At 67.8% G+C, this 14,344-nt stretch carries 17 protein-coding genes; all 17 read left to right on the top strand.

Annotated elements, in window-relative coordinates:
• The first annotated feature begins 21 nt into the window (after positions 1-21).
• The 17 genes from MMB17_RS07510 (at position 22) to MMB17_RS07590 (ending at position 13,979) form a co-directional block, all read left to right on the top strand.
• Positions 22-1,251, top strand: a complete 1,230-nt coding sequence (locus tag MMB17_RS07510; protein WP_241101639.1) for a DNA circularization protein — start codon at positions 22-24, stop codon at positions 1,249-1,251.
• Positions 1,251-2,300, top strand: a complete 1,050-nt coding sequence (locus tag MMB17_RS07515; RefSeq protein ID WP_241101640.1) for a phage baseplate assembly protein — start codon at positions 1,251-1,253, stop codon at positions 2,298-2,300. Before MMB17_RS07510 ends, MMB17_RS07515 begins: the two co-directional genes overlap by 1 nt.
• Complete coding sequence (locus MMB17_RS07520; protein WP_241101641.1) at positions 2,300-2,794, top strand: phage baseplate assembly protein domain-containing protein; 495 nt, start codon at positions 2,300-2,302, stop codon at positions 2,792-2,794. Before MMB17_RS07515 ends, MMB17_RS07520 begins: the two co-directional genes overlap by 1 nt.
• Before the next feature lie 3 nt (positions 2,795-2,797).
• Positions 2,798-3,367 carry a phage GP46 family protein gene (locus MMB17_RS07525; RefSeq protein WP_241101642.1) on the top strand — a complete coding sequence of 190 codons (570 nt, stop codon included), beginning with the start codon at positions 2,798-2,800 and terminating at the stop codon, positions 3,365-3,367.
• Positions 3,364-4,485 (top strand): baseplate J/gp47 family protein, encoded by a 1,122-nt coding sequence (locus tag MMB17_RS07530; protein WP_241101643.1) that lies wholly within the window; start codon positions 3,364-3,366, stop codon positions 4,483-4,485. The genes MMB17_RS07525 and MMB17_RS07530 overlap by 4 nt, the downstream gene beginning before the upstream one ends.
• Positions 4,482-5,201 (top strand): hypothetical protein, encoded by a 720-nt coding sequence (locus MMB17_RS07535; RefSeq protein WP_241101644.1) that lies wholly within the window; start codon positions 4,482-4,484, stop codon positions 5,199-5,201. The genes MMB17_RS07530 and MMB17_RS07535 overlap by 4 nt, the downstream gene beginning before the upstream one ends.
• A 70-nt stretch (positions 5,202-5,271) precedes the next feature.
• A complete protein-coding gene (locus MMB17_RS07540) occupies positions 5,272-6,453 on the top strand; it encodes a hypothetical protein (protein ID WP_241101645.1) in 1,182 nt (393 codons plus the stop codon).
• A 3-nt stretch (positions 6,454-6,456) separates the two neighbouring features.
• A complete protein-coding gene (locus tag MMB17_RS07545; protein WP_241101646.1) occupies positions 6,457-6,873 on the top strand; it encodes a hypothetical protein in 417 nt (138 codons plus the stop codon).
• A gap of 76 nt (positions 6,874-6,949) precedes the next feature.
• On the top strand, positions 6,950-8,674 hold the full coding sequence (locus MMB17_RS07550) for a hypothetical protein (protein ID WP_241101647.1): 1,725 nt from the start codon (positions 6,950-6,952) through the stop codon (positions 8,672-8,674).
• Positions 8,675-8,720: 46 nt separating this feature from the next.
• The gene (locus MMB17_RS07555; RefSeq protein ID WP_241101648.1) at positions 8,721-9,173 is read left to right on the top strand and encodes a hypothetical protein; all 453 of its coding nucleotides are present in this window, start codon (positions 8,721-8,723) and stop codon (positions 9,171-9,173) included.
• Positions 9,173-11,146 carry a hypothetical protein gene (locus tag MMB17_RS07560; RefSeq protein WP_241101649.1) on the top strand — a complete coding sequence of 658 codons (1,974 nt, stop codon included), beginning with the start codon at positions 9,173-9,175 and terminating at the stop codon, positions 11,144-11,146. The genes MMB17_RS07555 and MMB17_RS07560 overlap by 1 nt, the downstream gene beginning before the upstream one ends.
• A 208-nt stretch (positions 11,147-11,354) precedes the next feature.
• Positions 11,355-12,026: a lysozyme gene (locus tag MMB17_RS07565; protein ID WP_241101650.1), complete on the top strand. Its 672-nt coding sequence runs from the start codon at positions 11,355-11,357 to the stop codon at positions 12,024-12,026.
• Position 12,027: 1 nt separating this feature from the next.
• Entirely contained in the window at positions 12,028-12,288 is a 261-nt protein-coding gene (locus MMB17_RS07570; RefSeq protein WP_241101651.1) for a hypothetical protein, read from the top strand.
• A complete protein-coding gene (locus MMB17_RS07575) occupies positions 12,288-12,695 on the top strand; it encodes a hypothetical protein (protein WP_238310163.1) in 408 nt (135 codons plus the stop codon). Before MMB17_RS07570 ends, MMB17_RS07575 begins: the two co-directional genes overlap by 1 nt.
• 72 nt (positions 12,696-12,767) lie before the next feature.
• A complete protein-coding gene (locus MMB17_RS07580; protein WP_241101652.1) occupies positions 12,768-13,181 on the top strand; it encodes a hypothetical protein in 414 nt (137 codons plus the stop codon).
• A gap of 176 nt (positions 13,182-13,357) precedes the next feature.
• Positions 13,358-13,513: a type II toxin-antitoxin system HicA family toxin gene (locus MMB17_RS07585; RefSeq protein WP_241101653.1), complete on the top strand. Its 156-nt coding sequence runs from the start codon at positions 13,358-13,360 to the stop codon at positions 13,511-13,513.
• Between the two features lie 61 nt (positions 13,514-13,574).
• Positions 13,575-13,979, top strand: a complete 405-nt coding sequence (locus MMB17_RS07590) for a type II toxin-antitoxin system HicB family antitoxin (RefSeq protein ID WP_241101654.1) — start codon at positions 13,575-13,577, stop codon at positions 13,977-13,979.
• Positions 13,980-14,344 lie beyond the last annotated feature (365 nt).

The raw sequence follows: 14,344 nt of genomic DNA on the forward strand, positions 1-14,344 counted from the left end.
CCGACACCGTAGGACATCGTCATGTCGGGCTGCGATCCCAGCGCGGAGCTCTGGCCCGCCTCCTTCCGCGGCGTCCCCTTCTTCGTCCTCAACGACGAGGAAGCCGGCGGTCGCCGCCTGGTCGTGCACGAGTTCCCCGGACGGGACGACCCCTATATCGAGGACCTCGGCTCGAAGGCCCGTAAATTCGAGGTCACGGCCTATCTGGCCTCGGAGGGCGCGACCACGAGCGCCCGGGCGCTGACGGCGGCCGTCGACCGCGAGGGCGCCGGTTCGCTGGTGCTGCCCACCCACGGCCCGATCCAGGTCCGAGGGCAGGACTTCAAGCGGTCCCGGGAGCGGGATCGCCTCGGCTACATCGCCTATAGCCTCTCCTTCGTCCGGGAAGGCTACGCCTCGGCCCTGTTCACGGCGGCGAGCCTCGCCAACCTCATCTTCGTGGCGGCCGATGCCGTCGAAGGCGTCATCGGCAGCGCCTTCCAGGGCGCACTCTCGCTGATCGGGATCGCCGCCGATGCGACGACGCTGGTGCCCGACTACGTCCTGGGTGCCGCAGTCGACGCCTTCGACACGGCCGCGCTCACCCTCGATGTCCTGCGCCTCGACAATCCCGTCGACCCCGCCGTGTCTCTCGCCCAGGGCCAGATCCTCGGCGCGCTCGCCACCGTCGACGCGGCTGCGATCGAGACCGACCCGTCGACGCCGGCGGCCGGCCTCGTCGCCGCGGCGCGCGACCTCGGCGACGGTCTCGCCCCCGCGCTGGCCGCCCCGGCCTTCCTGTCGGTGGTGGATTCGGCGGCCGCCGTGGCGGCGGCCCCGACCGCGACGGAGAACCGGAAGCGGGCCGTGGCCGCACAGAACGCTGCGCTCCGCGTCCTGCGCGTCGCGGCGCTCACGGCCTATGCCGAGGCGCTGGCCCGCCAAGCCTACGCCTCCCGGGCGGAGGGCGTCACGGCCCGGGCCGACGTGGCGGAGTATTTCGGGGCGGAGCTCGAGGCCTGTGCCGGCGCCGGCGATACGGCGCTGTTCGAGGCCCTCGAGGGCCTACGCAACGCCGTCGTGGCCTACCTGTCGAACGTCATCACCACCCTCGCCCCGGTGGTGAGCGTGGAAACCAGGATCCGATTGCCGGCGATCGTGCTGGCCTACCGGCTCTACGGGGATCCCGCCCGGGCCGACGAGCTCGTCGCCCGCAATGCCGTGCGCGTGCCCTCGCGCATGCCGACGACGATCGAGGCGCTGGCCTACTGATGCCCCAGGAAATCGTGACGATCTCGGTCGGGGGCACGCCCTACACGGCCTTCGAGAGCGTGTCGGTGACCGCGGAGTTCGACGCGGCCGCGCGCAGCTTCGAGGCGACGATCGCCGCCGAGTTCGGGCCCGGCGCGACGCACGGCATCTTCGCGGCCGGTTCGGAGGTGACGATCGCCTCGAACGGCGACCTGCTGCTGACCGGCTACGTCGATGCCTACAGGCCCTCCCTGACGGCGAGCTCGGCGTCGATCGGGATCTCGGGGCGCTCGAAGAGCCAGGATGCCATCGACTGCTCGGCCGACCACAAGACCGGGCGGATCGAGAAGAAGGACCCGGTCGCGATCGCCAAGGAGCTCGCCAACGGGATCGCCGTCGAGATCGAGACCGACCAGCAGCTCGAGAAGGTCGAAGCCTACCAGCACACGCCGGGCGAGACCCTGTTCCGCTGCCTCGAGCGCCTGGCGCGCAAGCAGGGCTGCACCGTCACCGGCACCGCCGAGGGCGGGATGAAGGTCACGAAGGCCGGATCCAAGCGGCACGCCGGCGGCCTCATCGAGGGCGTGAACCTCCTGGTCGGGGACGCCAACCACGACTGGTCGAACCGGCACAGCTCCTACACCGTCAGGGGGCAGCGCGCGGCCGGGCACGGCAAGGGCGCCCTCGAGCTGGAGGCCAAGGTCAGGGACGCTGCCGTGGGCCGGCACCGCCCGGTCATCGTCATCCAGGAGGACGACACCGACGAGAAGACGGTGAAGAAGCGGGCGGAGACCCGGCGCGATCGCGCGGCCGGCAACGCCCTCTCCGCCACCATCACCACGCAGGGCTTCCGCGACCAGGCCGGCAAGCTCTGGGAGCCCGGCTACCTGGTCTGGGTCGAGAGCCCGTTCCTGTCGATCATGCAGGACATGCTGATCAAGTCGGTCAACTTCTCGAAGGATGGCGAGGGCTCGAAGACACGCCTCGAGCTCTGCGACCCGCGCGCCTTCGGCGGCAAGGCCGGCAAGGGCAACAAGTCCGGCTCCAGCTGGGGCCTCGGAGGCACCTGATGGCCTACTTCGACAACGACGACGCCGTGCGCACCATGCTGCGCCGCGCCGCGATCAAGAAGGTCGAGGACGACGGCACCCAGCAGATCGTCACGGCCACCGGGCTGAAGGGCGAGGAGTTCAAGGTCTACCGCCAGCAAGGGCACGGCGTCTCCTCGGTGCCGCCGATCGGGTCCGAGGGGTTCGTCCTGGCGCTCGGGGGCCGCTCGGACCGGATGCTGTTCCTGCAGGGCGAGCACAAGGACCACCGGCCGTCCAAGCAGAAGGCCGGCGACACCGTGATCTACGATGCCCATGGCAACGCGATCTCGCTGGTCGAGAAGAACATCCGCCTCGTCAGCGGCGGCACCATCACCCTCAAGGGCCAGAAGATCGTGCTCGACGGCGAGGTCCACCTCGGCGGCGAGGGCGGCCAGCTCGTCCATCGCAAGGGCGACGTCGACAGCCACGGCGATACCGCCCAAGGATCCGCCTCGAAGGTCTATGCGGTCTGAGCCATGCTCGACGTGCGCATCCGTCAGGCCGAGGGCTGCGACGGCGATCCGTACCTGGTCTGGGACACGGTCTGGTCGGGTGACCTCGTCGCGCTCGAGAACGGCGCGGATTGGGCTCTCGCCGGCAGCGACGAGCCGAGCAACCGTGGTGGCCTGCAGGCGAAGGCCGGGCTCGCCTCCGCCGTGATCCTCTGCCTGTTCACGGACCGGCGTTGCCCGACCGACCATCCGCTCGCCTACCTCGCCGACGGCGATCCGCGCGGCTGGTGGGGCGACGCCATCGACGTCGACGCCGCCGCCGGCGAGGGCCCGCTCGGCTCCCTGCTCTGGCTGTTCCGGCGCGCGCCCCTGTCGGGCCCGCCCGGCGAGGACATGCGGCGCTGGGCCGAGCAGCTCGCCTACGAGGCCCTCGAGCCTCTGCAGAGCCCGCAAGGGATCGTCGCGCGCATCGCGTGCACCGCGGCGCTGAACGAGCCGCGCCAGCGCATCGAGCTCGAGGTCGGCCTCTACGCGCGGGACGGCACCACGCTGTTCGCGCGGCGCTTCGAACAGATCTGGGAGCAGGTCGCGTGAGCTTCACGATCCCGAGCCTCGCCGACACGGTCCGCCGGGCCCGCCTGAGCTTCCGTTCCGAGTTGAAGGGCTCGGACGCCGCGATCTGGCCGAACAACCTCTACGTCACCGCCAAGGTGATCGGCGGGGCGATGGCGGCCCTGTTCCAGCGCCTCGACATCGTGCGCCAGGACATCTTCGCCCACACGGCCAGCCCCGACGGCGTGTTGCGGCACGCCACCGAGTTCGGGCTGTCCCGGCAGCCGGCCGCGCCGGCGGTCGGCACCGTCGTGATCGCGACGAGCGGCCCCTCGACCGTGCTGAAGGGCGCCACGCTGCTGCGCTCGGATGGAGCCGCCTTCGTCACCGCCGCGGCCCGGACCACCACGGGCGCCGAGACCTACGCGATGGGCGTCACTGCCCTCGTCGCCGGCACAGCCGGAAACACGGAAGCGGATGCGCTCCTCGATCCCGGCGACGGCACCTCCGGCGCGATCGACAGCATCACCGTCGATGCCGCCGGCCTGAAGGGCGGCGCCGAGCCGGAGGATATCGGCACGAGCCTCCGGGCACGGGTGCTGTTCCGAAAGCGCAATCCGATCCACGGCGGCGCACCGGCCGATTACGTGACCTGGGCCGGCGAGGTCGCCGGGGTGACCCGGGTCTTCGTGGCCCGCCGCCCCCTCGGCCGCGGCACGGTCGCGGTCTACCCGCTGATGGACGACAGCCGGCCCAACGGCATCCCGACCCAGGCGGACTTGGTCCGCATCTCCGAGCACCTCCAGCTCTACGCGCCTTCGGATGCGGACGTCTTCGTGCTGGCCGCCCAGCCCTACCCGATCAACGTCACGCTCTCCAAGCTCGCGCCGAACATCAAGAGCGTCCAGAGCGCGATCCGGACCGAGCTCGCCGATATGATCGCCCGGCGCGGCCGCGTCTCCGGAACCGATGCGGGACACCCCGCCCTGCCGTTCCTGACCACGCCGCATACGATGTCGGCCAGCTGGTTCGACGAGGCGGTCTCGCAGGCCTCCGGGGAGGACAGTCACGGCCTCGCTGCGCCCGGCGCGGACGTGGTGATCCCGGCCGGCTTCATCCCGGTGCTCGGCACCCTCTCCTTCCCGCAGGTCTCCTCGTGAGCGACTGCCTGAGCGGCATCGATCCGGAGTACTGCCCGGATCTCGACGACTGCCACGCCGAGCTCCGCGCGCTCTTGCCCTCGGGGCTTGCCTGGGCGGCTGCGCACCGCCCCGGGAGCGTGCAGTGGGGCTTCTGGCGCGGCGTGGCGCATGTCTTCGCCTTCGCCCACCAGCGCATCTGCGATCTGCGCCGGCAGTTCTGGTGCGGCACGACCGACGAGCTCGAGGACGCCTGGCTCGTCGAGTATGGCCTTCCCGACGCCTGCGACCCGTTCCCGGACCTCTGCAGCAAGGTGGCCGCGCTCGGGGGCACCCGGTGCGATTACTACCGGGAGATCGCACGGCGCGCCGGGTGGGAGATCGAATGCTCGAGCGACAATGGGGACTGCGCGAGCTATGCCGACATGATGGTGATGGACTGCGCCGTCGCCGGCGGCGATTACGTGCGCTCGCACCTTCTCTTCACGGTCTACCTGAACCAGAGCCCGGCCTACACGCAGACGTCGGCCGGCGCCGTCTCGATGGACTGCAGCATTCTCGACGCGGTCTTCGGCTGTGATCCCGACATCTCGGCGCTGGCCTGTCTCCTCGAGCGGGTCGTGCCCGCTCACGTCGAGGTCGCCTACCAGCTCGATTACGGCACTCAGGTTCTCGGCACCGAAACGGCATCGCCCGTCGTGACCGAGCAGAACGCGGCCATCCTCATCCACGCGTGACCGCCGGCCCTGACAGGGCACCCTTCACCTGCCGCGCCGGTCGTTCCGGACGCGCCGGAGCCTCATCCTCATGGTTGCCAACCTCGATTTGCTCGGCCCCGCTTCGGCGGTCGGAGCCGTGACCTCGCGGCCGTCCGACACCCGCATTTTCGGTGGCACCGACACGTGGTTCGCGCCCTGTTCGAGCCAGGCGAACCGCGACGGCACGCAGCTGCAGGCCGTCTGGGCGAATGCCCTGCTCGCCCAGCTGCGCTACGCGATCCGCGCATCCGGGATCGATCTCGACAACGCCGACGACGCGATGCTGTGGAAGGCGATCGCCAGCCGTACGCCGGGCCCGGCGCTCTGGCATCACGGCACGGATACGTCGAACGCAGCTGCCGTCGTCAGTGCAGCCGTGTCGCCGGCGATCGCGAGCTACGAGCCCTTCGTCGCCTACATCGTCAAGGTCGCGCACGACTCCGTGGACGGTGGGACGCAGGCGAGCCTTGGACCGGGCCTCCGCAACGTGGTCCGGCCCGATGGCACGGCGATCCGGAGGGGCGACTGGGTCGCGGGCCAGACCATCGTTCTTCTCGACGATGGGACCGCACTCCAGCTGCACGGCATAGGAAGCGCGCCGGCGCCGCTGTATCGCGGCACCAACTCGGGCAGCGTCAACACGATCGTCGCCAGCCTCTCGCCGAGCCCGGCCCGCTACGAGGTCGATGCCCTCTACATCATCGGCCTGTCGGGCTCGAACACGGGGCCGGTCACAGCCGACCTCAACGGCTTCGGCGCCAGGAACGTGGTGCGCTCGAACGGCAACGCGCTGCGCCCGGGCGACATCAGCCGGGTCGCGGCGCTGACCTATGACGGCACGAACCTGGTGCTCCTGAACCTCGCCCAGGAGATCGCGCCGCCCGGATCAGGCTTCACGGGGACCCAGCAGCGCTTCGCCTACCTGCCGCAGACCGGCGTCAACTCGCGGCTGAGCGCCAGCTTCACGGCAACCTTCGCCGGCGTGGTGCTGGTGTTCTCGACGCTCAACTCCAGCCCGTCGAACGGCAACATCGCCAACTCCGCGACGGTGTCGGTGAACGGCAACGCCACCACCGGGGCAGGCGACAGCATCTCCGGCGCGAGCACCTCGATCGCGAGTGCCAAGGTCTCGGCGGGGGACGCGGTGACGGTCAGCAGCGACTGCCAGCCGTCCCAATCCATCCAGTTCCCGGCGTCGCAGTACCTGACCTACCTCTTCATCCCGGGCTGACCCATGCAGACCTATCTTCTTCTGGATCCCGCGACCGGCCGCGGGATCGGCTCGTCGCAGACCTCCGTTCCCGGCTACGAGCCGCACGAGCACGAGGTCCCCTGTACCCTCGAGCAGTTCGCCGCCCCGAAGGCCTGGATGCTGCAGGACGGGGCCCTCGTCCCGGCCCCCGCGGAGCCCCCACCGGTTCCGGGTGCGGTATCCAGCGTGCAGGCCCAGATCCAGCTGCTGCGGATCGGCCTGCTCGCCCGGGTGAAGGCGCTCGTGGCCGAGGGGACCGACGAGGTGAAGCTGTGGTTCGACAAGGCCTCGAGCTGGCAGCGGACCAACCCCTACGTCGTGCAGATCGGTACCACTCTCGGCCTGACCTCGACCGAGATCGACGACCTGTTCCGCGCGGCCGCTCTGATCGAGGCGTAGAGCCCGAGCGACGGCCGCATCGGCGCGTTCGTCCCCGCCGCCTTCCGAGTTACCCATCACATCTCCCGAGAGTCCGATGAGCGATCTGGTGACCATTACGGTTCCGGCGCTGCCTGCGGCTGCCCAGATCACCGGCAACGAACTCGTGCCCGTGCATCAGAACGGCCGTCTCGTCCGCGTTCGGCAGACCGAGCTGACCCGAGGCGGTGCGGCCTTCGTCGAGCGCGTGGCGGCCGCGGCGATGACCAAGGGCACCGTCGTGGTCAGTGCCGGGCTGCAGATGATCCCGGCCGACCCCTACGATACCAGCCATTACGGCCGTGTCCTCGGCATCCTGGCGCAGGACGTGGCCGTCGGCGTGACCGCCCTGGTGCAAGCCATTGGAACCATGACGGAAATCTTCGGCGCTTTCGCCGGGGATGATAACCTGTTCCCGGGTCCGAGTGGCTCGCTGGTCAACGCCGTGCCTGCCGGCGCGAAGTGGCGCCAGCAGATCGGGCGCGCCGATACGGCGAGCGCGATCACCATCACTCTCGGCGAGGCCTCCCTCATCCAGGATGGCGATGCCCTCATCCTGTCGAGCGGGGGCTTCGCCTCGGTCACGAGCTACAGCCGGCCGATCGTCGAGGCGGCTGATGCAATCGCTGCGCGGAGTCAGCTCGGCCTGGGCTCGATTGCCCAACAGGATGCTGCCAATGTAACTGTTTCGGGCGGTACCATTGACGGCACGGTGATCGGGAAATCGTCCCCGGCACAGGCAGCTTTCGTCAGCCCGCTGGTCAACCGCTCGACGACGCCGAAGACAAACAGCGGCATCGCATTTGATGCCACTGACGCCTGCCCTGCGGACGCCTATGGTGTGGCGCCGCCATCCGGATTCGTTCCCGGCGATCATCTGCGGGCCGGCAGCGCCTGGATTTTCCAGACGCAGCGCGACAATGACTGCCAGGAGGTGGGGCTCCATGTGGAGCTTCACAATGTAACCGGGGCTCACTCGGGCGCTGCCGGATACATGAACGACGGTAAGACCTGCTTCGGATACGCGGTCGCCGGCTATCCGGGCGGTGGCCAGATGTGGGGCATTGCAGGCACCACGACGCTGAAACCCGGGTACACCGGCAAGTTCGTCGCCGCCAACGAGATCGACCTCAACAACAACGCCTACAATTCCTTCGTCGGAAATACGAGCGGTAACGTTTGCGGCATCTTCCAGAACGGCATCTCGGAATACATGAGCCTTGCCGCTCACTGGATCACCGGAACGGTGGGGCAGTCGGGCGGGTATTTCTTCGACCTCGGTACCTTCTATCAGGAGAGTTCGACCCGGCTCATCCGGACGGCGTGCTTCTTCGACGACACGAACGCCGGATCGACGCTCATCGCGAACTCCGGCAAGACTCACGCCAACGGCACGATCGTCGACAAGTCCGCGGGCCTCACTGCGCTCGACGTGCAGGGGAACAAGTCGGACAGCTTCATCTGGACGAGAGGCATCGCCCCGATCGGCCTCAAGCTTCAGGGAACCGTCAGTGACGACAGCATCCAGATCAACGACGGATCGAAGAATGCCGTCAACGTGATCGGATCGCATTCGGTCTCAGGCTTGAACACGTCGAATGCAACGGTTCCCTACAGTGTCGTTGCCGGGACCAATCAGAAAATAAAGCTCGGTCCGTTCGCGATCTATTCAGACGGAAACAAGCTCTACGTGATGAACGAGTCCAATCAGACGCTCATTGCGTCGATCGACGGCAACGGTGTCGCCAAGTTCCTCGGCGGCGTCAGCCAGGGCGCTCCGTAGCCCGTCCGTTCGCGGCTCTCACCTTCTAAATAATCAGGATCCTTCGATGGCCAGCGGTCCCTTGAAGCTGCGCACCCTTGCGGGCGGCGTGCCCAGCGACCTGCCTGCCATCGGCGTCGTGAGTGCCATCATCCCGCTGGCGCCCGTCACGATCGGCGGCCGGACCACGAGCATTCCGGATGCGATCGAGGGCTGCGCAGCCATCCACCATACCAGTGTTCCCGATCTGGATTATCACTGTCTCTCCACGGATGTGCAGATCGGGCTGGTGGCTCTCACCGCGCCGCGCACGGTGTTCCTGCCCGATCGCTACCCGCTCGGGCAGGTGCTCTTCATCGCGGACGAGAGCGGGGCCTGCTCCGAAACGCTCCCGATCACCATCCAGGTCGGTCCCGGTACGGGCGATAGCATCGCCGGCCAGACCTCCATCCAGATCACCAACCCCTATCAGGGCCTCGGCTTCCGCCGGGGCGCTGCGAACCTGTGGATCCTTGCCTGATGATCGCGCTTCGCATTCTCGCCGTTCTCGGCGCCCTGCTCGCCGCCGGGCCGGCGCTCTCCCAGGATCGCCCGCTTTCGCCGGGCACGCTGAAGAGCGATGGCACGATCAGCTTCGGCTCCGGTCTGCCGAGCCTCGGCAAGCGGCAGGCCGGCAAGACGATCCTGACCCCGGACGCGCTGCAGATCGGGGGGCCGGGCTCGACCGGAGACGTGGGCGAGATGAGCTTGCGCGTACCCGGCTCCGGCGCCGTTGCGCGCTCCTTGATGGCACGTTTCGACGAGAACGTTCAGCTCTCAGATTTCGGCTGGGACAAGAGCGGCAACACCGACTGCGGCCCTGCCCTTCGTGCTGCCATTACCAAGCTCGGAACGCGTGGTGGCACGATTTCCCAGGCTGCCGGCGTGTGCTGGATTAACAGCCCGGTGCCGTGGACAACGGCTATTCGGTTTCAGGGGCAGGGCTGGCGTGAAGGCGCGGCGATCGGCGAGGGCTCGTGGATCAAGATCACCGACCCGTCGTTCACGCCGTTTGCCGTCAGCGGCCAGCCAAGTCGTGGTTCGGAGTTCCGTGACATCGCCGTCTGGCAGCAGCAGCCCGGCCTCACCGGCGCGACCTGGGCGCCCGTCGAATATCCGCCCGTCTGGGACATCCAGAACACTCTTGGAACCGTCAAATTCTCGAACGTCTTCCTTCTGAGCGTGACGCGCGGCATCAACAGCTTCAACGCCGGTCGTCTCGATGTGGATGGGCTTTACGGCCAAGTCTATCGCTACGGCGTCAGCATCGACCAGGCACAGGATCTGCCGCGGATCGGCCGAGTCCACTTCTGGACTTACGCCTCCGACGATCCGCGCATCCTCACATGGCAGATCGCGAACTCGGACGCCATCGTCTCGGCCCGGAACGACAATCCTTTCTTCCGAGACATCTTCGCCATTGCTATGCGCTCGGCGCTGCACTTCACCAGTTCGGCCAACGGCATTACCAACAAGTTCCAGGCGGTCAATATCGATGGCGACCTCACTCAAGCCGGCATTTTGATCGACGGCAATGGCACGACCGGACAGGTGACGAACCTGGTGCATCAGGGCAACTCGCCGATCGGCGGTTCGCAGCCCGGCAGCACGGCGCTGAAGATTGCGGCCAACAACGTGTCGGTGCAGGTCAACAATCTGGATAGCCGGCTGGCCGATGTGGGGGCGGTTGCCATCACCGGCACCGGCAACCGCGTGCAGGTCTCGAACGGCTACGTCGCGCAGTGGGATCGGTCCGGCGCGGGCAAGAATGCCTTTGACGTCGCCGATGGCGGCTCTGCGGCCAACGCCAACGTGATCCAGGCCAGCAATATCGAGTTCGCGGGCGGTGGCACCAACATCGTCCCGGCCTCCGGCGTCGGGCTCGTCGTGAAGCTGTCGGACTTCTACTCCCGCTCGGACGTGCCGACCTTCAGTCCCCGGCTCACGGCGACTGGCTCGGGCGGGTCTGTGAACCTCGAAGCCAACGGGCGCACAGTCCTCTCGGTCGACAACCCGAGCGGAGACAGCACGATCTTGATGCGGTCAGACATCGGCAACATGTCGCTCAACGTCCAGAGCAGCAGCGTCAACGCGGACCTCGATCTTAAGCCGCAGGGTGCGGACGGCTCGGCCCGGCTCTGGGCAGCCGGCGGTCCGGCCGTCCGGACGGCGGCCACCTCGGACAACGATACCGGCCTCGTGGCCCGGCGCGCCAATGGGACCGTGCATCTCCTGGCTGAGGGCAACGCGAATGCCAGCATCGACTTGATCCCCTCCGGTGCTGGCGCCGTGACCGTGAATGGTGCGTTGCGCCTCAACATCGCGAACACGACAGGGTCGGCCTCGGCGACCCTTGGGGCGAACAGCCCGGCTACGGCACCGAGCGCACCCTATAGTTGGATAACGGCGAAGACATCTGACGGGACCACTGTTTACATCCCCGCCTGGAAATAGGCGGGGACACACTTGGTCCAGTTCGCTCGCCGCACCGACGACGGCTCCGTGAAGATGTGCGCCAACGACAACGGAACAATCAAATGCGTCGCCATGCAGTGACGTTGAAGCGCTGAAAAGCCTGCCGCGCTCGCCAAGGTCCTCTGCCCCTCCCGCCCCGCTCGTGCGGCGGGGCGCCCCTTATTCCCGACCGTCATCGGAGATCGCGATGGACCTCTCTCCCATCGGCCGCGCTGCCCTCAAGGCGCGCGAAGGCGAGCGGCTGACCGCCTACAAGGACGCGGTCGGCATCTGGACCATCGGCGTCGGGATCACCACCGCCTCGGGCCTGATCGTGGTGAAGCCCGGGCTCACCATCACCCAGGCGCAAAGCGACGCGCTCTTCGCTCAGGGCGTCGAGAAATACGTCGATCCGGTCCGCAAGGCGCTGCGCAGCGATCGGGCCTTCCCGCAGGAGTTCTTCGACGCCTGCGTGTCGCTCTGCTTCAACATCGGGCCGGTCGCCTTCGCGCAGTCCAGCGTGGTCCGGCGCGCCAATGCCGGGGACATGGCGGGCGCGATCGAGGCGTTCCTGATGTGGAACAAGCCGGCCTCGATCATCCCGCGCCGGCAGGGCGAGCGCGACCAGGCTGCGACGCCCTACAGCGAGGCGCTGCCGAATGCCCGGCGCGGGGACAAGAACCCCGTGAAGGTTCCGGCCGGCGCCGCGGACCCGGGCACGGTGCCGAAACCGCTCGATCCGCTCGCGCCGATCACGGGCCTGGCGAGCTCCCCTCCTTCGGTGCCGAGCTCCCCTCCCAAGCTCCCCTCCCAGCAGGCGGCGGCGGCCCCCGGCTTCTGGTCGCGGGTGCACGCGCTCCTCTCCCGGAAGGCCTCCTGAGATGAACCTGATCGCCCGCCTGAACGCGCGCCTCGTCGGCGTGCGGATCTACCTGCTCGCCTTCCTGTTCTCGCTGCCGGACATCCTGAACGCGGTGGTCGGCTTCGACTGGTCGACCGTGCTTCCGGCCGGCTACGAGGGATTCGGCACCCGCATCGGTGCCGCCCTGACGCTGGCGCGGCTCGTGCTGCCGCCGATGCTGAAGAACCTGCGCGATGCGGCGCGCGGACCCGGGCCCGGCCCTGGTGAGGAGCCGCGGTGATGGGCTGGATCGCCTCACTCCTGCTCGGGCTGCCCGGCGTTGCCGGGAAACTGCTCGACCTCCTCGCCAAGCGCTCCGACAACGGGGTGCTGACGAACGGCCAGAACGTCACCGCGGATGCCGCGGTGATCCAGGCCCAGCTCACGGCCTACGTCGAGGAGCGGAAGGTGATCGCGGCCGAGCGCGCGAAGCTCTCCGAATCCCCCTGGACGGCCTGGATGGTGCCATCCCTGTTCGCGCTCTGCCTCTACCACTTTGGCGCGATCGTGCTGGACAGCGTGCACCACTTCAACTGGCAGATCGCCAAGCTGCCGCCGCCCTACGATGGGCTGGAGATCAACGTGCTCCTGACTGTCGCCGGCGTGAAGGTCGGCATCAGCGCAGTGCGCCGCATCTTCAGCAAATAGCTCGACCCCTCCCTGGGGAGGGACTTTTCGCGCGACCGGAGCACCGTCGCGCCTCCGGCCTTGGGGGCCACCATGTTCTCGACCCTCCTCGAACACGGCAAGACGGGCGCGGCCATCCTCGGCGTCGGCGGTACCTTCCTGGCCGCCTACACGTCGCTCGGGCTGCCGCTACCGGCGAGCCAGGCCTTCGTCGAGGCCAAGATTGCGACCGTGGTGACTTCGATCGACGCGTCGAACAGCGCGACGTCGAAGAAGATCGACGGGCTCGCCGTGAGCACCCTCGAGCTGCAGCGCCAGGCGATCGTGCAGCAACGGGCGCGCCTGCGCTTCGAGACGGCGGCAAATGCGGCGGTCTATCCGAAGGCCGACAGCGTGCGGCGCGTGACGCTGGAGCGGCGCTCGGCCGAGATCCAGGACGAGATGGCGGAGCTGGAGCGAAACGACGAGGATCTTCGGGCCAGGATCACCAAGCTCCGCCAGCCGTGATGAGCACCTGGAAGATTGGCTAGGACTTCGCTCGCTTGGCCCCGCGCTTGGCGGCTTTTTCCTCACTTCATTTCATACACACGATATACACATTTGCCTTGCGCTCCCCGTACGGTGTGTGTATTTCATACTTACCGAAGCGGAACGGAGACATGGACTCAAGAGATCTCATTCGGATGCTGAAAGCGGCAGGCTGGACCCAGCACTCAGTCACGGGAAGCCACCACCACTTCAAGCATCCAGCAAAGCCTGGGAAGATCACAGTCCCTCATCCCAAAAAGGACATGCACCCGAAAGCGGTCGCGTCCATCAAGAAAGCGGCGGGGATCTAGGCCCCGCCTGTCCGTGTCTCTCGTTCCGCTTCACTTTTTCTGTATTCTGTTGGTGGCGCTCATGAACTCTTATTTCGCATTCCTTCATCCCCCGGAGGGTAACAGTTCCTGGGGCGTGACCTTCCCCGATCTGCCCGGCTGCGTCTCCGAGGGCGACACCTTCGAGGAAGCGGTACATGCCGCCCGCGAAGCTCTGTCCGGTCACTTGGCTGCCCTGCGCGCTGATGGCGACCCGATTCCTGCGCCTCGCACATGGTCGGAGATCTCGGAGGATCCGGAGGTAATGTCGACCGGTGCACTCGCTCAGCTGATCGCCCCACGGCGCGTTCCGGGCGAGCGGCTGCGCATCAACATCACCATCGACAAGGGGCTGTTGCGCGTGGCCGACGAGGCGGCAGAAGCGGCCGGCCTGACCCGGTCCGGCTTCATCGAGAAAGCGCTGGAGGCGGCGACCGAGCCCGCATAGGGTATCATTAACTGAGGCTGGCCTGCCACTTGAGACGCCCTTTCACTTTTCTCCCAGAAGTTTCATCGCCCGCCCGGCTCAGCCGCGGCGGGCTTTTTCATCTCACGGGCCAACCCGGCACACCGGCAACGGCCTGCCATCGAAAACGTGCTGGGCGAGAGATCCGCTCCAGTATCCGTGCGTCGTCTCCATCACGGCGCGGACGCGGGCGAGCCACTCAGCCTCAAGGCGCCAAGTCCCCTTCAGGGCCGCGCAGGCCTCCCGCTTGGTTGGAGCGAAGCCGTGCTTCGGCTCTCGGGGCGCGTCGAAGTCGCCGGCCATCCTACCGTCTGACCTCAAAGTGCCCACCAGGGAGTGCTAAACCG

It is taken from the genome of Methylobacterium organophilum (assembly GCF_022533465.1).
Lineage (GTDB): Bacteria > Pseudomonadota > Alphaproteobacteria > Rhizobiales > Beijerinckiaceae > Methylobacterium > Methylobacterium organophilum.

Excerpts from the sequence above, each read along its gene's own strand:
- MMB17_RS07515 (WP_241101640.1), top strand. The coding sequence starts at position 1,251 with ATGCCCCAGGAAATCGTGACGATCTCGGTCGGGGGCACGCCCTACACG.
- MMB17_RS07555 (WP_241101648.1), top strand. The coding sequence starts at position 8,721 with ATGGCCAGCGGTCCCTTGAAGCTGCGCACCCTTGCGGGCGGCGTGCCC.
- MMB17_RS07560 (WP_241101649.1), top strand. The coding sequence starts at position 9,173 with ATGATCGCGCTTCGCATTCTCGCCGTTCTCGGCGCCCTGCTCGCCGCC.
- MMB17_RS07570 (WP_241101651.1), top strand. The coding sequence starts at position 12,028 with ATGAACCTGATCGCCCGCCTGAACGCGCGCCTCGTCGGCGTGCGGATC.
- MMB17_RS07550 (WP_241101647.1), top strand. The coding sequence starts at position 6,950 with ATGAGCGATCTGGTGACCATTACGGTTCCGGCGCTGCCTGCGGCTGCC.
- MMB17_RS07545 (WP_241101646.1), top strand. The coding sequence starts at position 6,457 with ATGCAGACCTATCTTCTTCTGGATCCCGCGACCGGCCGCGGGATCGGC.
- MMB17_RS07585 (WP_241101653.1), top strand. The coding sequence starts at position 13,358 with ATGCTGAAAGCGGCAGGCTGGACCCAGCACTCAGTCACGGGAAGCCAC.
- MMB17_RS07525 (WP_241101642.1), top strand. The coding sequence starts at position 2,798 with ATGCTCGACGTGCGCATCCGTCAGGCCGAGGGCTGCGACGGCGATCCG.
- MMB17_RS07575 (WP_238310163.1), top strand. The coding sequence starts at position 12,288 with ATGGGCTGGATCGCCTCACTCCTGCTCGGGCTGCCCGGCGTTGCCGGG.
- MMB17_RS07510 (WP_241101639.1), top strand. The coding sequence starts at position 22 with ATGTCGGGCTGCGATCCCAGCGCGGAGCTCTGGCCCGCCTCCTTCCGC.
- MMB17_RS07590 (WP_241101654.1), top strand. The coding sequence starts at position 13,575 with ATGAACTCTTATTTCGCATTCCTTCATCCCCCGGAGGGTAACAGTTCC.
- MMB17_RS07565 (WP_241101650.1), top strand. The coding sequence starts at position 11,355 with ATGGACCTCTCTCCCATCGGCCGCGCTGCCCTCAAGGCGCGCGAAGGC.
- MMB17_RS07520 (WP_241101641.1), top strand. The coding sequence starts at position 2,300 with ATGGCCTACTTCGACAACGACGACGCCGTGCGCACCATGCTGCGCCGC.
- MMB17_RS07580 (WP_241101652.1), top strand. The coding sequence starts at position 12,768 with ATGTTCTCGACCCTCCTCGAACACGGCAAGACGGGCGCGGCCATCCTC.
- MMB17_RS07540 (WP_241101645.1), top strand. The coding sequence starts at position 5,272 with ATGGTTGCCAACCTCGATTTGCTCGGCCCCGCTTCGGCGGTCGGAGCC.